This window comes from Dyadobacter sp. HNCC25DJ184 (genome assembly GCF_056895215.1).
In genome coordinates, this window is record NZ_JBXHAQ010000013.1 from 198395 (window position 1) to 220285 (window position 21891).

Annotated in this window: 11 protein-coding genes; 5 read left to right on the top strand and 6 right to left on the bottom strand. The window is 43.0% G+C overall.

Going from position 1 to position 21891, the window contains the following annotated elements:
* Positions 1–122 precede the first annotated feature (122 nt).
* Complete coding sequence (locus tag AC1XUD_RS19510) at positions 123–1514, bottom strand: SNIPE associated domain-containing protein (RefSeq protein ID WP_483362723.1); 1392 nt, start codon at positions 1512–1514, stop codon at positions 123–125.
* A 296-nt stretch (positions 1515–1810) separates the two neighbouring features.
* On the opposite strand from AC1XUD_RS19510, the gene AC1XUD_RS19515 reads away from it, so the two are divergent.
* From AC1XUD_RS19515 to AC1XUD_RS19530, 4 genes are all read left to right on the top strand, one after another.
* Positions 1811–3310, top strand: a complete 1500-nt coding sequence (locus AC1XUD_RS19515; RefSeq protein ID WP_483362724.1) for a Y-family DNA polymerase — start codon at positions 1811–1813, stop codon at positions 3308–3310.
* Between the two features lie 310 nt (positions 3311–3620).
* A complete protein-coding gene (locus AC1XUD_RS19520; protein ID WP_483362725.1) occupies positions 3621–6848 on the top strand; it encodes an error-prone DNA polymerase in 3228 nt (1075 codons plus the stop codon).
* A gap of 273 nt (positions 6849–7121) precedes the next feature.
* Positions 7122–8297, top strand: a complete 1176-nt coding sequence (locus AC1XUD_RS19525; RefSeq protein ID WP_483362726.1) for a PQQ-dependent sugar dehydrogenase — start codon at positions 7122–7124, stop codon at positions 8295–8297.
* A gap of 358 nt (positions 8298–8655) precedes the next feature.
* A complete protein-coding gene (locus tag AC1XUD_RS19530) occupies positions 8656–9621 on the top strand; it encodes an erythromycin esterase family protein (protein ID WP_483362727.1) in 966 nt (321 codons plus the stop codon).
* An 82-nt stretch (positions 9622–9703) separates the two neighbouring features.
* Here the strand turns inward: AC1XUD_RS19530 and AC1XUD_RS19535 are convergent, their stop codons facing one another.
* The 4 genes from AC1XUD_RS19535 to AC1XUD_RS19550 all read right to left on the bottom strand — a co-directional run bounded on the left by AC1XUD_RS19535 (position 9704) and on the right by AC1XUD_RS19550 (position 17226).
* Positions 9704–11467 (bottom strand): RagB/SusD family nutrient uptake outer membrane protein, encoded by a 1764-nt coding sequence (locus tag AC1XUD_RS19535; RefSeq protein WP_483362728.1) that lies wholly within the window; start codon positions 11465–11467, stop codon positions 9704–9706.
* A gap of 11 nt (positions 11468–11478) precedes the next feature.
* Positions 11479–15081, bottom strand: coding sequence for a TonB-dependent receptor (locus AC1XUD_RS19540; RefSeq protein ID WP_483362729.1), 3603 nt, complete (start codon positions 15079–15081; stop codon positions 11479–11481).
* Between the two features lie 205 nt (positions 15082–15286).
* On the bottom strand, positions 15287–16486 hold the full coding sequence (locus tag AC1XUD_RS19545) for a FecR family protein (protein ID WP_483362730.1): 1200 nt from the start codon (positions 16484–16486) through the stop codon (positions 15287–15289).
* Between the two features lie 155 nt (positions 16487–16641).
* Positions 16642–17226 (bottom strand): RNA polymerase sigma factor, encoded by a 585-nt coding sequence (locus AC1XUD_RS19550; RefSeq protein ID WP_483362731.1) that lies wholly within the window; start codon positions 17224–17226, stop codon positions 16642–16644.
* A gap of 546 nt (positions 17227–17772) precedes the next feature.
* Here AC1XUD_RS19550 and AC1XUD_RS19555 point away from each other — a divergent pair.
* Positions 17773–20061 (top strand): ABC transporter permease, encoded by a 2289-nt coding sequence (locus AC1XUD_RS19555; protein WP_483362735.1) that lies wholly within the window; start codon positions 17773–17775, stop codon positions 20059–20061.
* Between the two features lie 939 nt (positions 20062–21000).
* Here AC1XUD_RS19555 and AC1XUD_RS19560 read toward each other — a convergent pair.
* The coding region (locus AC1XUD_RS19560; protein ID WP_483362732.1) for a hypothetical protein at positions 21001–21891 on the bottom strand (891 nt) is incomplete at its 5' end.

Sequence of the window (21891 nt, forward strand, 5' to 3'; positions counted from 1 at the left end):
TCATCCGGCTTTTGAAGTTCAATTTTTTTTCATAAAATAAATTTGAGTTTTCTGATAGCATAATTTAGATACTTAAACAAGTTTTTACTGTATATTAATTTCAAAATTAGTTGTGATTTTAACTAAGCTGATTCAATGTTCTGATCCCATAGATTCATTAAATTACTAGGGAATTCATCCTCTATTAATTCGTCCATACTCTTGAGGGTTGTTTTGGAGTTAAGCTTTTCAAGAATAGCCAAGGTCTCTCTATACTGCATAGCTTCCGGTAAAACTGTAAATTCAGCTTCGAAACCTAATTCATCAATTTTTGATTCAATTTCTTCAAGGCTTACGTTAAAGAACTCTTTTCTATAATTCAGCATGTTAACTTTCTTATTAGAAAATGCTTTATGTAATTCATTTTCTAAAGTTCTCGCTTCATCTGAATATATCATTGCGTGGATGTCAAATTGAAAAGGAACAGAAGCATCTCCTAGTTCCTTAACACGATCTGTTGGTTCCAGTCGCCTTGTCATTCCAATTTTATATACATTCTCTCCAAATGATCCAATATTTGAAATTATATAAACATGTCCACGCTTGGTTTGTTGAGCCATGGATAATGCCCTTTCCTTCTTTTCTTGGGCTTCTCGAAGTTCTTGCTCAAGCTTCTCAATCTGGCCTTTTAAGCTCTCTTGTCTATCTCCACTAGCTACTTGAATTTCTTTTCTTGCTTTGTCTAGTGCTTTTTGATACAGAACTTCTTCTTTTTCTGCTTCCTTTTGAGCTTGTTCTAGCTCTCTTCGAACCTTTTCCTCTTCTCTTAATTCTTCTTGAATCGCTCTCATCTCTTCTTTCTCCTGTTGTCTTTTTGACTGGTATTCATACTCAAGAATGAGTTCCTTCAATTTTAGATCAAAATATTGGTCACTGATATAGACTTGAAAACCCTTTCCTAGTTTGTTGATAGCGTCAAATAATTTTTGCATGCGCTCTTTCATTTGGTTGATATTATTCCACTTCACTTTGGATATCAACGCGTCACTTTCTCCGTTGAATGCTCTAAGCATGAGTTTTTTGTAAACCTTGACAACAGCCCTCCCTTTCGCCTCGCTTCCTTCAACTGTCCAGTTGGCATTACAGATCGCAGCTTTATCATTTGCAATCTGTTCTTTCTGATTTCTAATTATTTTGTTTTGTTCATCACGGTATTCATCGGATTTCTCAAAGTCGTAAACTGGTTCATAAATTCCGAATTCAATAAGATCCAGTTTGTTCTCAAATACGGAAATTTCTTTTCGAAGATTTTTATAAGTTGTAAGCGCTGTGTAATAATTTGAACTTAGTGAGGCAAATTCCGCATTGATACCCTTTATTTCCTCTTGTTTATTTAATATTGTTTGGTCTAACTCCTTCTTTTTATTTTTTACTTCTTCTTCAATATCAATTATTGATGAATATCTGTGAAGTTGCGACTTGAGTTGTTCTATTTGTTCAAATTCTTTTTTCTTTAAAAAATCGAATAGTCCCATTGTAGTTATTTGGTTGGGTTAGTTGCTTTTAATCTATCTAATGAGCGAATTTTGTTAATTGGTTTTTATTTGTACTTCGTCACGAATGTGCTATCAGAATTCTATATATCTATAGAATTCTCAGAACCTTAGTTCAATGCAGGTAAGTCACACCCCTAATAAACCAATCTCCCCCCAAATCTACCACCCACGTCCGCCAACTACTTATTAAACGGTAAGTCCAGTCACAAGCTTGAGGTTTAAGTCAAATTTTGTTATTATTAACACCACAATATTGTTGCTAATAATAACAATCCATGTCAAAACGCTTCCTGGCCATATGGTTTCGGCATTTAACTACTGATCAGATGATTGTTCGTCGGCCTGTGTTGAGGGATATGCCTTTTGTTTTGGCTTCTCCTGAGCGGGGGCGGATGGTGGTTCGGGCTGCGAACGTGCTGGCGGAGGCGAATGGGGTGGGGGTAGGTATGGTTGTGGCGGATGCGCGGGCTATTTTGCCTTCTTTGGAGGTGATTGATGATAAACCGGAACGGGCGGGAAAGTTGTTAATTGCGCTGGCGGAGTGGTGTATACGCTACACGCCCATTGCGGCTGTGGATGGTGCTGATGGGTTGCTATTGGATATAACAGGTTGTGCGCATTTGTGGGGCGGGGAGCGTCCGTATCTGAAGGAGATCATCACCAAGCTACGAAATTCTGGATATGATGTGCGGGGTGCCATTGCCGATACGATCGGGGCGGCTTGGGCTATTGCCCGATATGGTCAAATCAGGCCTATTATTGAGTTGGGGCGACAGGCGGATGCTTTGCTTAATTTGTCGCCGGCGGCGTTGCGTCTGGAGCCGGATACTTTGGCGCGGATGTCTAAACTTGGTTTCTATCAGATTCGGAATTTTATCCATATGCCACGCTCGGTACTGAGAAGGCGGTTTGGCCAGTTGCTGCTCGACAGGCTGGATCAGGCACTGGGGCCATCGAATGAAGTAATTACGCCGGTTCAGCTACAGGAGCCATATCAGGAAAGATTGCCTTGTCTCGAACCGATTGTTACCGCCACCGGTATCAAAATTGCATTGACAAGATTATTGGAAACCCTTTGTCAGCGACTGGCTTCGGAAGGAAAGGGACTGCGTTCGGCGGTTTTTCGGGGATATCGTGTGGATGGTAAAACGGTTCAAATCGAGATCGGTACCAATGGCGCTTCCTGTCATGTAGCGCATTTATTCAAGCTTTTTGAACTCAAAATTCCGCTGATCGAACCGGCTCTTGGGATAGAGCTTTTTGTGCTGGAAGCTCCAAAAGTAGAGGATATGCCCGCCGTTCAGGAGTCGCTGTGGGATATCACGGGCAGCCATGAAAACACAGGAATATTAGAGCTGCTGGATCGACTGGCTGGTCGCGCGGGAATGAATGCCATTCACCGGTATTTGCCAGCGGAACATTACTGGCCCGAAAGGTCGGTCAAGACGGCGTCTTCGCTTCAGGAAAAACCGGAAACCGCCTGGCGAACAGACCGCATGAGGCCTATCCATCTTTTGCCTAATCCGGAATTAATCACCGTCAGTGCCCCGATTCCGGATTATCCGCCGATGCTGTTTAGATATAAAGGCAAGGTTCATAATATCAAAAAAGCTGAAGGTCCGGAGCGGATCGAACAGGAGTGGTGGCCGGAGCAAGGTCTGCACCGCGATTATTATTGTGTGGAAGATGAGCACGGTGCGCGGTACTGGATTTTCAGGCTCGGGCATTATAATGAGAACAAGTCTGAGTGGTTTTTACATGGGTTTTTCGCTTAGGAGTCAGAGGTTTCAGTATAGTGCTAATGGTGATTTGTTAGGCGCTATCACCCCTTCGGGGTTTTTCGAATATATATGAATTGTGACATCTATAATGATGTCAGCCTTTCAAGCTTTTACGAAAAGGGTAATTGACAGAAGGCAGGTTTTAATTGTTTTCAAAATCCCGAACGGGTGAAATGATTGTAGAAAGAATATGGAAACAGCACATGAATCCCGAAGGGATGACATCATTGTCGAATTTTAACAAACGGGTCAATTTTATCTTACCCGTTTTGCGTGACACACTTTTTGAAAGTCAATTAAACAGATGAGTTACACTGAATTACAAGTCACGACCAATTTTAGTTTTCTGCGGGGCGGGTCGCATCCGGATGAATTGGTGGAGCGCGCTGCGGAATTGGGATATACCAAAATAGCGATTACCGATCATAACACACTGGCGGGCATCGTTCGTGCGCATGCGGCTGCTCGGGGAAAGGATATCAAGATCATTCCGGCTTGTCGCTTGGATCTGCTGGATGGCGTCAGTCTTTTGGCATATCCAACTTGTAAAGAGGCATATACCCGTCTTTCCGGCCTGCTTTCGGAAGGGAATCTTCGGGCAGAAAAGGGGGAATGTCATTTATACAAGGCGGATGTATACCGATATGCAAAAGGTATCAAATTTATAGCTATTCCGCCCCCTACATTGAATACCTCGTTTGATTTTGAACCTACGTTTTGTGCTGATTTACAGGAGTATAAGGAAGCTTTCTGGAGCGATTTGTATATAGGTGCGTCGCGGTCATATCAGGGCGATGATACCAAAAAGCTGTATCGGTTGTCTCAATTGGCTACCCGGCTTGATATCCCGCTGGTGGCTACGAACGATGTCCATTATCATCATCCAGCCCGACGGGAATTGCAGGATATTGTTACCTGTGTTCGGGAAAAGTGCACCATATATAACGCCGGTTTTCGGCTGCATCAGAATGCGGAAAGGTATCTGAAGCCCGCTGAAGAAATGAAGAGAATATTCCTGCAATATCCAGACGCCATCCGACGGACACAGGAGATTGCCGAGGCGTGTCAGTTTTCTCTGGATACTTTGAAATACGAATATCCGGAAGAAATCACACCGAATGGACGTTCACCGCAAGAAGAGCTGACCTTTCTGGCATGGGAAGGAGCCCGTGAACGTTATGGCGAGGAAATTCCCGAAAAGGTCTCATCCGCAATACTTTATGAGTTGAAGTTTATAGAGGAAATGAACTACGCGCCATACTTCCTTACGGTATATGATATTGTCAGGTTTGCCCGTTCACAGCATATTCTTTGTCAGGGACGGGGTTCGGCGGCCAATAGTACGGTCTGTTTTTGTATGGGAATTACCTCCGTGGATCCGACCAAATTTGAGCTTTTGTTTGAGCGGTTTATATCTTCCGCGCGTAACGAACCGCCCGATATTGATGTCGATTTTGAGCACGAACGGCGGGAGGAAGTGATCCAGTATATCTATAATAAATATGGCCGGGACCGGGCTGCGATCGTTGCCACCGTTACGCAGCTGCATCAGAAAGGAGCTATCCGTGATGTGGCCAAAGCCATGGGTTTGTCGGTTGATGCGATCAACCGGCTTTCGAGTTCTATCTGGGAGTTTACGGACGAATGGTTTGACGGGAAGCGTATTTCTGAACATGGTTTTAACCCCAACGACCCGCATCTGCGCAAGGTTTTGAGCCTTACCGAACAATATATGGGTTTCCCGCGTCAACTTGGGCAACATACCGGAGGCTTTGTGATCACCCGTGGAAAGCTGTCGGACTTATGCCCGATCATGAACGCCCGCATGGCAGACCGGACCTGTATTGAATGGAACAAGGATGATATAGATGCGCTGGGTTTTTTGAAAATCGATATCCTGGCGTTGGGTATGCTGACCTGTATCCGAAAGGCTTTTGATCTGGCAAAAAAACATTATGGTCTGGATCTGACGCTGGCAAATATTCCACAGGATGATGAGAATGTATATGAAATGATAAGCCGTGCCGATACAATTGGCGTTTTTCAAATCGAAAGCCGTGCACAGCAATCCATGCTTCCCCGTTTGAAACCCAAAACATTTTATGATCTGGTCATAGAAGTGGCGATTGTGCGACCGGGGCCTATTCAGGGTGATATGGTGCATCCATATTTGCGCAGGAGAAACGGGGAAGAGCCAGTGGAATTCCCATCGAAGGAATTGGAAGATATATTGGGCCGTACGCTCGGAGTTCCGCTTTTTCAGGAACAGGCGATGAAAATTGCGATTGTCGCGGCTGGTTTTACGCCCGCCGAAGCAGATGGTTTGAGACGGAGTATGGCTACTTTTAAAGCCAAAGGATTGGTGACACAGTATCAAAAGAAACTGGTCGATGGCATGGTCGCGCGGGGATATAAAGAGGAATTTGCCCTAAGGGTATTCAAGCAATTGGAAGGTTTTGGAAGTTATGGATTTCCGGAAAGTCATGCGGCCAGTTTTGCTTTGCTGGTTTATGTATCGTCGTGGATCAAGTGTTATTATCCTGATGTTTTTGCAACGGCTTTGTTGAATAGTTTGCCGATGGGTTTTTACCAACCTGCACAAATCGTGATAGATGTCCGAAACCATGATGTTGAAGCACTTCCGGTTGATATCAATTACTCTGATTGGGATAACCTTTTAGAAAATAAAAATGGTAAATATTGCCCTATCAGGCTGGGCTTCAGGCAGATCAAAGGCATGCGGGAAGAGGATATTGAGGCGCTGATATCGGCGCGGGAAAAGCCATATACAAGCATCCATATCTTGCGGGAAGTAGGCGTTTCGCAGGCTGCGTTGGAAAAACTGGCTGATGCAGACGCATTCAGATCTATTGGTTTGGACAGGCGGCAGGCATTGTGGGAAGTATCTGCGTTGAACGACAGACCGGTAGGTTTATTCAGTGGACAGGAATCAGAAAGTGCTTTTGAGAAGGATGTGGAGTTGCCTAAAATGAGCGCTTCAGAACATGTTGTTCAGGATTATACATCAATGTCTTTATCATTAAAAGCGCACCCGGTGGGTTTTGTGAGGGAAAAACTGGCACTGTTAGGAGCGGTTCCATCGGGGGACCTGAGGTTATATAATGACGGACAAATCGTGAAAGTAGCAGGGCTTGTATTGGTACGTCAACGGCCCGGAACGGCAAAAGGTGTTTGTTTTATTACAATTGAGGATGAATCGGGCGTCGCCAATCTGGTGGTTTTTCAAAAGCTGTTTGAGCAATACCGAAAGGAAGTATTGAATTCCAAACTATTGATGGTGGAAGGCAAGCTTCAAAAAGAAGGGGAAGTGATCCACGTGATCGTCAGGCGTTGTTTCAATGTATCCGGACTATTACGCAAAATGCACGAATCAGAAGAAGAACCGCCATTACTTACACTTTCCCGAGCAGATGAAAAGGATGAATATGATTCTCAAAGAGTCAGCAGAAAAGCACCGGTTCGGAAGACGGTTCAAACTGAGATCTTCCCGGGAGGGAGGAATTTTAAATGAGGTGGTGTTAGACTTCCGTCCGGCACTCGATTGAGTCAGACTCTGCGGCAGATATTTGGATCTGTTTTGACAAGGCAAGGGGCAAATATGGAGCTAGCGGCTTCTTTTTTGGTTTGAATGAAGCCTTTTAATTTTCTGGCCTTCTGAGGATCAAATCGCCGGAATATGTTTTCCGGACAATCCCTTTTATAAAATAAAACGTGTTATCAGGTGTTAGAATAAAGTACCAGTATCTCTTTTGCATATTGACATACTAACTAAACCTGTCCTCATATGAACCGGATATCCCGAAAATTCATGGTTGGCGTATTGCTGCTTATCGCATGCAAGTCCTCAGTGCCAGATAACCACGGGCTGATGGCCAACGAAACGGTTAAGGTCATAGCGGCATTTCCTCGTTTGCAATTTGAGGTGCCTGTCGATTTAGCGCACGCCGGAGACGGGTCAGAAAGGTTATTTGTGTTAGAGCAGAAAGGTGTAATCCGGGTTTTTGACAAAAATAATGCGGCCATATCCCACCAGTTTTTGGACATTCGAAAGAAAGTGAGCTATGGTGGTGAGGCTGGACTGCTGGGATTGGCATTTCATCCTGATTATCAACACAATGGATACTTCTTTTTGAATTATACGCGAAAATTTTCTGGAAAATTAAAGACGGCTATTGTCCGCTATAAAGTAAGTGCTTCGGACAAAAACAAGGCTGATCCGGCCAGTGAGACCATTTTATTTACTTTTGATCAACCGTTTGATAATCACAATGGCGGTGCCGTAAAGTTCGGTGGAGATGGTTATTTATATATTTCAACGGGAGATGGCGGGAGCTGGGGTGATCCTGATAACAATGGCCAAAATAAGCGTTCTTTTTTGGGAAAGATATTGAGAGTAGACGTGAATGGTACTGAGAAAGGAAGTTATGGAATTCCGAAAGACAATCCTTTTGTAGGCAATAAAGATGGCTTTAAAGAAGAAATCTATGCATACGGACTCCGTAACCCATGGAGAATCAGCTTTGACAAAACAACAAATACTCTTTGGGCGGGGGATGTCGGACAAAACTCGCGAGAAGAAATTGATGTGATTGTTAAAGGTGGAAACTACGGCTGGCGTAAAAAAGAGAGTGTAGACTGCTACAATCCAAAAAAAGATTGTGACGGCGGCGATATGATTGACCCAATACTGGATATGCCTCAGTCAAAGGGAGAACATTCCATTACTGGTGGCGTTGTATACAGGGGCAAAAATGTCCCGTCGCTCACGGGTAAATACGTTTTCGGTGACTATGTTAGCGGACGTGTTTTCGCATTGGAAACAAAAAATGGCAAGTTCGTCAGGAACACTATAATAGCCGAAGGAGTTGGACAAATCTCGGCTTTTGGTACAGACGAATCCGGTGAACTTTACATCTGCGAACACGGGTCAGGCAAAATTCTGAAACTGGAACGCAGATAACGACGAAAGCGAGCGAATGGCGTCGGTATATCTTTTCATACATCCTTATTTTGCCCTGTCCCCATTGCACTGTTTTCAGAAAAATGGCGGGATATCGCTCTTCTTCCAACAATTTCAGGCGTTCCACCTCACCTGCATTTAAGCTTGATATTATTAATCGGAAGATCAGGGAAGGTATGCAGTGGTTGAGGGGTTATGTGAGGACTTATTATTTTCGAATGTCTATTGATTAAATGGTTATGATAATTATCTTTATATTAAAGTTAATTATATAAACTCATTTTCTTTTAATGTCGCAATCTTTAGAGGTTTAATCCCCATCGATTTGGCATTAAGCGATAATAAAACGAGCAACTCAATGATCTCAATTAAAAACGTCTGGAACGCAATCAAACTATCTTATTTTTTAATACTGCCATTCGAAATATACGCCCAGGATGTGAACCTGGAATGGATTAATAAGAATGCCAATGAACTGACAACGGATTCTGCTTTAAAGGACCTTAACTTTTTATCGAAAAAATTAGCAGGCAAGACGGTCATCGGACTGGGTGAGGCTTCGCATGGCACACAAGAGTTCTATTTTCAGAAAAGGCGCATCGTGCAGTATCTGGTGGGCGTTGAAAACATCAGGGTAATCGCTTTTGAATCCCTGGCAAACTATATTGAACCCATCAACAATTACATTCAAACTGGAGAGGGGAATTTAAAAAATATGCTGGTCTCGATGGGACTGTATAACTCGGACGAGATATATAAACTCGGAGAGTGGCTGAAGTCGTTCAATATGTCGAAACCTGCAGATGAAAAAGTGAAAATCATTGGCTTTGACGACGAAGAGTACTGGGGTGATCCGTTAAGTCGTGATGAGCTGATGGCGCAAAATTTCATTAAAAAACACAGGACAGACAATCGGAAGAGCATCCTGTGGTCTCACAATCTTCATCTTGCAAAGGACACGACCATGGCGCAATACAAGGCAATGGGTTTCCATATCAAAGAAGCATATGGGGGACAATACTACGCGATTGGCTTTGATACTTTCAAAGGAAGTGTGAATGTCCTTAATGACGGTCAGTTTGAAAGTCACGATTTTGAAGGGACCGAAAATACATTTTCCGCATTATTCAGTAAGGCGAAGTTCGCGTCTTTTTTTATCGATTTTCATATTGTTTCAAACCCATTGGCAAATACTACAAACCTCATTACGAACCATTATTCTAATTGGCGCGATCCAAGACCGCTACCCATAATTCCGGGACGCGATTTTGACGCTCTTGTTTTTATCAGAGAGACAACTGCTTCAAAATCAGCGCAGGAATAGGCCAGAAATCAAAAGTCATCTTTTTCACGAATAGCTGAAAAAGATGACTTTTGATGGTTCACAGTTTTATCAGTTACCAGAGTTATTCCAGCGCAGGGTTAAATGTTCCTCCCCATTCTTTGTTTTGCTCCAGACTCTTGTTTCTGTCAAGATAATCTTGCTGAATTGGGAAAAAGTAATACTTGTCAGGAACTACCGTAACCTGTACACCGGAACGCGGAACTTGCAGAACGCTATATTTGAAATCAGATTCAACTAGCTCATATTTATCGGCTTTCGCCCGGGCATCGCCAATTGGCATATCCTGACCGTTTGGCAGAATAGCTATCGCTTCAACACCGTGTTTTGTTATACCGTTGAGTCTGTCTAACATACGCAATCTGCGAAGATCCCAGAACCGGTGACCTTCAAAACCAAATTCAATATTACGCTCCGACAATATCGCTTCCCTTAATTCTGCGCGCGTTTTGGCCGTTATTCCATAACTGTCATCCAGCCCCGGTTCAATACCTGCACGCTTACGGATTTGCTTCAATATATCCAGCGCCTCTTTCATTTTACCTGTTTCGTTAGCCGTTTCGGCATAATTGATCATTACTTCCGCAAAACGCATATACACGAAATCAACGTCATATTGCTGTACTTCGGCCTGAGCTAATTTTAGCAGGCTATTTTTCAATATGAAAAAACCAGTGTATCTATCGAGATTCGTGGAATTGACCCCCGCTTTTGGATTAACGCCGAAATCGTCGAGTTCATGAGCGATGCCAAGCGCGGTATATTGCCGTTTTCCGGTTTTCCCGGAAACCTCATAAACTTTACCATTCCAAACAATTGATTTGTCGAAACGCGGGTCACGATCTTTCCAGAAACTTTGCAAAAGGTCGGCTTCTGACTTGAAATATTTGCTACCTGGATCATTGAACATTTTTCCGTCCTTCATCGGAAACTCTTTGATATACTCCCAAGTTGGAACGGCCGACGCAGGACCACGGCTTTCAGAACCAGGGCGAACACCATTGTCCCACGAAGCAACCTTGTTCGGGTAAGAATTGATAACCGTAAAAATTGACTCCGGGCCACGCTCCACCAGCGTGATGTCTTCGAAATTTGTGGCCAGCGCATATCCCTGAGCTTTCAGGCTTTCATATGCTTGTTTGTTGACCGTATAGGCATCGCTCCAATACTGATTATCCCAAGGCGTCACAGGATTGAACTGAGGAGAAGCTTTGTTTAGCAAAACCTTTGCCTTGAAAGCCAGCGCAAAATTACCATCGATTTTCCCGAAATTCTTTGAACTTGCAACAATACGGGTTGGTAACTTGGCAATCGCCTCATCCAGGTCTTTGATAATCAGATCAAAACATTCCTTTGTCGAGTTTCTCGCCACATACAAATCGTCTTCATAACGGTCCTGAGGAACAGTGATATACGGAACTCCACCGTGATATCGAACCATATGAAAGTACGTGAATGCCCTCATAAACAATGCCTGCGCGGTGATACCGGCTTTTACTGCTTCCGGAAGCGTCCCTTTGTTCACGTCCACGATAGCCTGGTTGATCAGCCTGATCCTATTATAACTCCATAGCTTGAATTCGGAGTTGGTAATCGTGATGCGGTCAGAATAAAATGGAATTCCGGCCAATTGTTGGCTGAAGGCATCTGCTCCTGTGTTCCAGTTCTCAAACATGGGGTATAAATTGGCCATATATGCGTTGGCCAGGTTTTCATCGTTCCAAACCAGTTCCGGATTGTAATTATTAATGTCTTCTATATCAAGAACATCATTGCAGGAATACAAAAATCCTGTCAGGCAGATTACTAAATATAATATCTTTTTCATATCGTTTTTCCTCAAAATTTAAAGTCTAAACCGACCGTGAATGTTTTCATAACCGGGAACGAATCATAGTTTTTCTGCTCTGGATCGTGGAATTCTTTTACCTGAGATATTGAAAACAAATTGGTTCCGTTCAGGAAGATCTGCGCACTGGCCAATTTAACTTTGGAAACCCATGATTTCGGTAAATTGTACGCTACATTAAGAACCTTAAGGCGCATATAAGCACCATTTCTGATCCAGAAAGAACTTGAACCTGTGCCCGATTCATACCAGTTTTGACCGATAGGCCTTGGATATGCGGCGCTGGTATTTTCTGGAGTCCAAACATCTGATGCCCATATTGGATAGTAGGGGCGCACAGTTCCTCCATGCTGGCGCATACCTGCACCTTCCTGGTTGCTTATGATTCTGTCGTAAGCGCCAACACCCTGAAACTGAGAGTTAATTGAAATACCCTTATATGAGATATTGATTCCTATGCCGTAGTTGATTCGCGGCGCAGCGTTGTTAGACAAAACCTGAACATCGTTATCATCGACTTTGCCATCCGGCCCGCTGGAGAATCCGTCCCCTCTAACATCTTCAAAATAAAGCCCGCCCAGATAAGGTGTTCTTCCATATTGCTTCAGGCCTGTAGCCAGAATATTATCAAGCTGGTCTTGCGTACGCACCATCCCAAGGGTTTTCAAACCTATGATACGGTCATTTGGGTGACCAATCTGGTTTTGAAAATAGCGGTTACCACCTTCCTGATAGGCAGCGCCCTGATCCAGCACGTCCCAACGGTCGATCGCGTATCCGATATTGGCTGACACAGAGTAGTTTACCTTACTATCCACCGCCTTGTCGCGCCATTCGATGAAAAACTCACCTCCGCGCCACGATCTTGCCGCGTAATTTTCCGGTGCCAGACTTTGTCCGTAATTATCAGGAAGCGTCACTATTCTTGATCCGAGTATATTCTTTTCCTTTTTGAGGAACATATCAAGTGTTCCATATAACCTGTTTTTCAAAAAACCGAAATCGAGCCCGATATTATAAGTTGTCGAAGTAGCCCACGTCAGATTCGGATTGGGTGTTGCTCCCGGAGCAATGCTTTGATAAAGTTTATCTCCGAAGATATAACTGCCTGAGTTTGAATAAACAGCATTGTAGCTAAAGGCGGTAATTTTTTGGTTCAGCACGTTGAGGTCATTACCGGTTGTTCCGTAAGACGCTCGGAGTTTGAGATCATCGAAAATGGAGGTTTTATCTTTCAGGAAAGATTCTTCCGAAATTCTCCACGCAGCCGAAACAGAAGGGAAGAATCCCCATCTTTTATCTTCTGGAAATAAAGTGTTTCCATCATATCTAAACGAGAACTCAGCGATGTACCGGCTGTCATAATTGTAGTTAAAACGGCCGATCCATGAACGTCTGGCCCCGATCAGCTCTTCGGCGCTTCCATTACGGCGTTCGGTATCAGTTGAATATACAAACGACTGGTCATATGATGTGAGCGGATCTTCGAGCTGGGCCGTTGCGGAATATCCTCCATTTTGCGCCTGTTCGAAAACGAGAAGTCCTTCTACTCCATGCTTATTGAAAGTCCTTGAATAGTTGGCAAACCAATCAAACTGATAGCTCCAGCCAGTGCTGATGTTGTAGTTCAGGAATGGCTGATTTTGACTAAAAGTAAAGATATTGGTTTTGTTTTCATCGGGTGCGCCGGGGACAAACCTGTTGCCATTGGGATCGGCCTGATTGAAAACATAATTCTTTTGGAAAGTAAGGTATTTCTTTCTCATAAAATCTTCCGCCAGATAGTTTCCAACAATTTTAGTGGACAGACCCGGAATGAGCTTATCCAGCTTGATGTCAACCGACAATATGGAATTCATATTTCGTCGGCGGGTCTTGATATACCGGTCGCCGATCACCTGATCGATTACACTCCATGCCTGCCAGCTTCCCATCGGAGTTTGAACCGGGTATTTTGTGACGTGGTTAACCGGCGTACCGTCTTGTTCAGTATAAAATGGATATGTCTTTGGCCAGTTGAATGTTACGCGGTACAAATCCGACACGTCGAAATCATCCTCGCCTGTAAAAGGCCAGTAAAAACGGTCGTGATTTTGTTGAGTGGCAGATACATTCAGGTTGACTTTTATGGCGTCAGAAATTTCTGCAGTTACGTTGGTTCGCATATTGAACTTGTTATGTTCTAGGCTTTTATAAGAGCCTTCTTCACCACGATAACTGAGAAGTGAGTAATAGGTAATCTTTTTATCTCCGCCGGATACGCTCAGCGAATGTCTGTGACTGTAAGGGTTTTGCCATATGAAATCGTTTACGTTATATTTTTTGTCCTTGAAATAATCAAACTCCCGTTGGCCGTTGGGAATCGGTGTTTTATTAAATTGAGCAACACGGTTTTGGTAAATCAGCTCGTCTTCTGCGGTAGTTAGGTCAGAAAGAAGGGTTTGGGTGGGTCTGCCCGTCGTATAGTTTGACTGAAAATTGAAGGTCGGTTTTTGTTTAACACCGCCTTTGGTGGTTACCATTACAACCCCGTTTCCAGCTCTTGAACCATATATGGAGGCCGTAGCGGCGTCTTTCAGAAAGGTAAGCTGATCCACTTCCGCGGCTTCAAGCATATCAAAAGCCTCTTTGTCTCTCACTATTCCATCGATCACATACAAAGGGTCACCAAAACTCCCGCGTATCCTGATCGATGAAGACGCCCCGGCAAGACCTGAAGTATTGGTTACATTCACGCCAGGTGCGCGGCCAGCAAGCGTATTGGACAGGTTAGAGGCCGCCTGTGTGTTAAGCTCGGTAGCGTTAACGCTGCTGATTGCGCCGGTCAGGTTTACTTTTTTTTGCGTTCCATATCCCACTACGACCAGTTCTTCAAGACCTTTAATATCCGGCGTCATCGTAATGTCGAGTACCGTTTTATTTCCGACCGGAACCTCCTGAGGATTAAATCCCACAAAACTAAAAACCAGTATGCTGTTTGGGTCTGCAACAGATAGCTGCCATTTTCCCTCAACGTCAGTAAGGGTACCAAGGCTGGTGCCTTTTACGAGAATGCTCACGCCCGGCAGACCGTCGCCCTTATCGTCTTTGACAGTTCCTGCCAGATGAATTTCGGCTGATGGAATCCTAGCAGGAGCTACAGTATTTGCTTCTTCCCGCGGCCTAGGTGTGATTAACTCATTTCTTCGTATCACAACAGTCCCTTCCACAATTTTATAAGCCAATGGAAGCCCGAGAAAACATTCTTTCAAAGTTTGATCAATCGAGGCATTTTTCAGGGTAAGGCTGACATTCATTTTTTGAATATCATGACTGTCGTAGAAGAATACATATCCCGACTGTTTTTCAATTTTTTGAAGTACTCGTTCCAGCGGGGCATTGCGCTCGCTTATCGTCACCTGCTGGCCGAAGCCTGTTGCTTCTACTCGCGCAAGGATTACCGTTAGAAAAAAAGTGACAAGTTTCATTTGCATAATCAGCCGTCTTTTAACTTGGGGGGATACCCAGGTCTTTTTTCGGATATCATAAAGAAAAGGCTCCCCGAAAAACCGCTGCGCGTTAGGCACAGCTTTCCCGTTAGAATGAAAATTCATACTTTTACATGATTTGGGTTAAAACATTGATTGTGATTGTCGGATTACTTCCCGTTTACGGGCGTGTTGACTCAGATTTTGCCGTGGATGTGGTTCGAACACGTCTGCGGTTTCTTTTGTCAACGATTTCCAATTTCAAGGGCCTCGCAGATGTTTTTTCATTGGGTGAGAGCGGTTTATATAGGTTTAGAGTAATTATTTGATATCAGGGCATAACGACAATCTTTCCGGAAGCCCCTGTCTTTTCGCTCGCTTCAATTCGGAAGTTGACCCCGACAAATTTGAGGATCTCCAGTATTTGAGAAGCGTTCACGTCACGATGAATTTTGCCGGAAAACGTCTTTTGAGGTATGCCTTTTTCATAGGTAACTTCCACATTATACCAGCGGGCAACCTGTCGCATGACCATTTCTAGACTCGTATTTTGAAATTGAAAGAGCCCGTTTTTCCAGGCCACTACCTCATTCAGATGGACATTTTTTACATGGAAGGTGCCTGCATATGCCATAGAAGATTGTTCTCCGGGTTTCAAAGTCAGGGTTTCTGGCTTTGATAAACTTCGCACGTTCACACTTCCCTCAAGAAGCGTAGTTTTGATTTCAGGTTCATCTTGGTAGGAATTAATATTAAAGTGCGTTCCGGTTACAAAAACCTCCTGTTTCCCTGCTACGTCGACAATGAATGGCTTACTTTTGTTTTTGGCAATTTCAAAATAACATTCACCGGAAATGATCACTCGCCGCTCACTTCCGGCAAAGAATGTGGGGAATTGCAACGAAGATCTGGCATTCAACCAAACCTTGCTGCCATCTGGTAAGATGATCCTGTATTGCCCACCCGCTGGCGTGGAAACCGTATTCATCTGTGGAACCTGATCTATGTCCGTATTATTTTTAGAAGAGTAACCGTAGACTAGTTGCCCTTCCTCATTTTTATTGATTTCGATGAAGCCCTGATCTGCAATATGACCATTGGATTTTCCATCCAAAGTAATGGACGAGCCGTCGGCCAAGGTTAGTATGGCCTTGTCTTCTCCAGGGGCAAAATCGGATGGCGTTTCAGGACGTTTGATTACTACTTCAGTTTTCTTTTGATCGAAAACAAATAGTGCGGCACCTACACATCCAAGAATGAAAAGAGACGCGGCGGCGGACCGGAACCATGCTTTTCTCCAGATTGGTATTGCCTGTTTTTTAGACTTTTCTATATGGTCAAGAAGAAAAGATTCCATTTGATCTTCAAGATCTTCTTTCGATTGGTCGCTGAATTGATTTAAGATTTCAGGCTCATTTTCCAGATTATCATAGTGGGTCTCGAGGAATAGCTTTTCTTCCGGGGTGGCTTTCCCGTCCAGATAGTTCTGCACCATTTTTAAAAAATCCAGCCTGCCGTTAAATTGTGTCATAAAATGGTATCATGGAAACCTTTCTTGCGAGCGCAGATTTCGAACGGTAAGGCGCTCTATATACCATGTACCAGAAATGTCGAGAACTCCCAAGCGTGACCGCGAAAAATGTGATTTTTTTTTCTAATCGGCCAAATTAACTGCTGAGCTTGTCGTTAATCAAAGAATATTGAGAAGGCGATCATGTCAAGAAACAGAATTCTTTCCAGACGTGATCTGATTGCACTGGCGGCGGTATTCAGCTGATTCTGTACGGTTTTCTGTGAGATATCAAGTAGTGCGGCTATCTCGTTTGTGGGGTGGTTTTCAAAATAATGGAGTAGGAAAATTTCTCTCCGTTTTTCGGGTAACGCGGCAATCCACAGTTTTAGTAAATGAAGGGCTTCGTTTTCCAGTAACGCATCGTCAGCCTGACATGACGCCGCGATTGTTGTTTCAAAAGTGTTAAAAAGACTGGAATTATCCGGTTGCCTGCTGGACTGTTTGAAAACCTGAAATCTGACAGCCGTATGCAGATATGCCTGAATGTTTTCAATATATACGTCACCCTTTCTTTCCCATAAGTCAGCAAAGATGTTCTGAACAATATCCTGCGACTGCGCGGTATTTTGAAGTCTCTTATGGGCAGAGTTGAACATGTTCTGCCAATGCCTGCGATACAATTCTGTAAAAGCTTTTTCATCTCCCTCAATCAGGAAGATTACTAATTCCTCATCACAAAATTGTTTATATCCCGGCATAAGTTTTTGAAAAAAACGAATATAGAATAAAATGAACTATTGTTAAATAAATGTGTGCGTGTTCGACAACATTAAATAATAATAACTTTAAATTATTGTGCTTTAAGTTGCCAAAATGTGATATTTCTATGACTAACTTCTTAGTACAGGATGTCATACTTGTATTTGCATAACGGGCTGTTAACGTATTATTTTTCAGTGAGTTATTTTGAACTTTCAGAATTGGTTTTTGGGCCTCGGAGTGGTAAGGCAGGATCGATGAGCTTAGTCTGTCGCCCTTCGCTCGTAAATGATAAAAACTTGCTTTTAATGTATATCAAATAAAAAGTCAGTGAGCGCTGCGTACATAGGTTTCAGAAATCCGAAAGCAGCCAAGTAACAATCTTTTATTACGGCCTTTTCTTATAAACTGTACACATAATCAGCATGTTTCGAAATTACTTTAAAATAGCCTGGCGAAATCTTGTTGGTAACAAGATATACTCCCTGATCAATATTGGTGGGCTTGCCGTTGGCATGGCAGTCGCTATTCTGATTGGTTTGTAGATTTATGATGAACTCTCATTTAATCATTACCATAAAAATTACCGGCGCATTGCGAGGGTAATGCAGCAGCAGACTTTGGACGGTGAAGTTAATACGGGATATAACGTTCCGGCTCCTTTGTACAAGGAATTGCAAACCAACTTCGCCTCGGATTTTCCGCGGGTGGTCATTACATCATGGCTCCAACGGCATTTGCTGACATATGGTGGATCTAGTTTTACAAAGCCTGGCAACTTCATGTCACTCGGTGCCGCGGAAATGCTTTCCTTAAAAATGATTAGCGGAAGTGCTTCGGGGCTAAACAATCCTGCCACGATCCTGCTCTCCGAGTCCGTGGCCAGGTCGATCTTCAAGAACGCCGACCCGACAGATAAGATGATGAAAATCAATAAGGATCTGGATGTTAAAGTGGTCGGAGTCTATGAGGATATTCCTTACAACTCTGAATTTCATGAATTGGGATTCATAGCGCCATTCGATCTTTTCGCTTCTAATACTGAATGGGTGAAAAGTGCGATGGATAATAATGAGTGGGAGAGTAGTTCTTTTCAAATGTTGGTGGAGCTCGCAGAAAACAGCGATTTGAATACGGTTTCGGATAAAATAAAAAATATCAAGTTGGGGAAAGCTGGCGTAAACGAATTAAAGTTTAAGCCGCAAATCCTGCTTCAGCCGATGAACCGCTGGCATTTATATTCTGAATGGGTTAACGGAAGCAATGTAGGAGGGCGAATTCAATTTGTATGGCTTTTCGGTATTATTGGTGCTTTCGTATTGTTTCTGGCATGTATTAACTTCATGAACCTGAGTACCGCCCGTTCTGAAAAACGAGCAGGTGAGGTAGGAATCCGAAAAGCAATGGGCTCGGTAAGAATTCAACTGATCAGCCAATTTTTTTCGGAATCTATTTTGATCGTATTCCTTGCCTTTTCCCTTTCACTGGTTTTGGCAAGGTTGGTGATGCCGGTTTTTAATGAAATTGCAGATAAGCAGATGCATATTCCCTGGACCGAGCCTATTTTTATGGCTAGCGGTATCCTGTTTACCCTCTTTACGGGGCTCCTCGCGGGGAGTTACCCGGCTTTATACCTGTCGTCATTTCAGCCCATCAAAGCTCTTAAAGGGAAATGGACGCCATTGGGACTAAGCGCAACCTTGCCCCGGAAAATTTTGGTGGTGCTGCAATTTACAGTGTCAATCACCCTTATTATTGGGACTGTTGTCGTTTACAGGCAGATCCTTCATGCAAAAAATCGCCCGATTGGGTACAATAGACAAGGTCTTGTGACGATGCTTTCGACTACCCGGGATATCCATTCGCATTTCGATGCGGTATCAGATGAGTTGTTAAATACCAGGAGCATAATGTCACTGGCAGAATCAGCAGCTCCGCCCACTGAAGTTTTCTCGGCCAATGTAGGTTTCAACTGGAAAGGGAAAGATCCCGGCCTGCAGTCCGAATTCGCGACCATCGGTATTTCTCATGGTTATGGAAAAACAGTCGGTTGGGAGTTTATGGCTGGTCGTGATTTTACAAAGGTATTATCCAGTGATTCAGCCGGATTTGTCGTGAATGAAGCGGCCGTGAAGTTTATGGGATTAGGAAATCGGGATATAAATGACGCAGTCGGGAAAACAGTGACCTGGGACGGCAGGCGTTTTCAGATCATAGGCGTGATCCGGGACATGGTCATGGAGTCGCCGTATGACCCAGTCAAAAAGTCGATATTTTTTATTGCTCCCAAAGGAGGGAGGTTTATTACGGCCAGGCTTAACCCGAATACAAATGTGAGCGCGGCACTAAAAAATATTGAAACCGTTTTCAAGAAGTATGATCCTGATTCACCTTTCAACTACCAGTTTGTGGATCAGGAATATGCATTAAAGTTTGCGGCAGAAGAAAGGATCAGCAAGTTGGCTTCTGTGTTTACAGGGTTGGCCATATTTATCAGCTGCCTTGGTCTGTTTGGAATGGCATCGTTCACGGCCGAGCAGCGGAAAAAAGAAATAGGTATTCGCAAAGTGCTGGGCGCTTCCGTTGCCAATTTATGGCAGTTGCTTTCCGGAGATTTTGTGATACTTGTTATCCTTTCCTGTCTTTTAGCTTCACCCATTGCCTGGTATATCATGGCAGGCTGGCTTGCAAAATATACATATCACACCCACATTTCATGGTGGATTTTTGCGGTTGCCTGTTTCGGCACACTCGCCATCACCCTTGCGACGGTCAGCTATCAGGCAATTCGGACAGCGCTTTTGAACCCTGTTAAAAGTCTGCGTGGGGAATGAGTTACCTTTGTGTTATTTAAAATACTAACCTTCTGGAAGTCAATTCAAATTACGATGGTTCGCCCCGGCGCTTATAAATGCGATTTTTGATTTGACTTGGAAGAGGATTAGGAAACTGGCGTTTAGTTTGGGGGCAGTTTAGGGGGTAAGTTTTCTCGAATTATTAAGGAATAGTTCTAATTGGGGACGGTTCTTTTTTGTTATTGAGATTTCCGAACGACTGGCGTGCATAAGTGGGCCATGAAAATCTCACAAATAAATTTATAACATATTAAAAAAGTGAGAAAATAAAGAAGATATAGAAGTTTATGACGAGATGCCTTAGTGATATTATTGCACACAAAATCAAAATTCTCGAAGTAGATTAATTACATACCAATTCGCTTCATACTAAATGGATTTATCGTTAATATTGAATGGACTGAACACGAATATCTTGCCATAAATATTTTTAGTTTTCGAACTTTATTCTGAAGCTTATTTTTTGTTACGATTTAATATTGCATATATCCGCCTCCCAAAATAAAGTTAGAACGATAAAAAAAACATCTCGATTATCAAGTTAATCAAGATGTTTTTTTTCTTTATTTTAGTCAACCAAACAAGGTTCTTTGTAAGGTAAGGAATATTTGGGATCGAAAACGTAATTCCTCCAGTCCCAAAATTTCAATGGATTGATTTTGAACGTTCTATATAATACAGTATCAGAAGGATTTGATTTTTTGTATTTTTCAAATTCAGTTATTAATTCTGCATGATTTTCAAAAAAAATACCTTTGTTTGAAAATCCACACATACCGCTTGTGTAATGATAATCATATCCATAAAAAGTCTTATCTTGGAAGAGAAACCCCAATAAGAAAGAAACTGGAGTCGTATTCGATATAAATATTAAAGCCAGCGAAATAATACCTATAATTTTCCTTCGTTTCCTGGTCATTAATTGCAGTTTGTGCTAGAATGAGACTTTGCCCCATTGCTTAGGTTAAATTTTCTATTTTCTGTAACTCCCCAAGTTGATTTTAAGCTTTGCCCAAACTGAGCCGGGGTCTTTCCTGTGCCCAAAGGCCCAATTTGCTGATCAGCATTAGGTAGCCCGCCGTAATATGGAGCAAAGATCTCTCCAAATATACTATAAATCATGGAAACACAATTGTTATTGAGGAGGTTGTATTGAGGTCGACCTGTCTGCTTTAAGGTTTGGACCAAGGTGTCAAAGGTAGCGGAACTAACTGTCGTTTCGATGGACATATCATATGGCGTATTACCATCGTCACCCCAAACACTTGACGTGTTTATTCCTTGAACTGCTCTAAATTCACTTTGTACATAAAAACCAAACACTAGTCTAGTATATTTATTCAAAGTGTAGTCATAAACTTCTAATTCGATATATGAATGACCCAACCGTCTGCCACCTCCGCCAAGTTTAAACAACTGATTGGATCCATTAACCGGCTGGTCAACATAAAGTCGGACTATATTTTGATACCTTCGACCTGGAACCCTTGGCTCCAAAAAGCAGTCTAATCTGGCCGCCAGATTATTAATTGGCTTTTCAGGGCCGTTCAAGACATAATTGCTATAAAATGTGGAAGACGGAATCGGAAAATAAGTGTCCGGACTATCGTTGCAAACGGTTTCTCCACTGCTGTCACTAATTTGCCAAGATCCTATAATTCCATTGGTGCAGTTTGGATTGTAAGAGGGGTACGGACAAAGGCCTGCCCCAAAAGTGACAGTAACGAATACCCCACAATCATAGCTGTACCAATTGCACGTATAATTGGTGATACAACCATTGGTCTTCAAATTCTTATTATCCGCGGC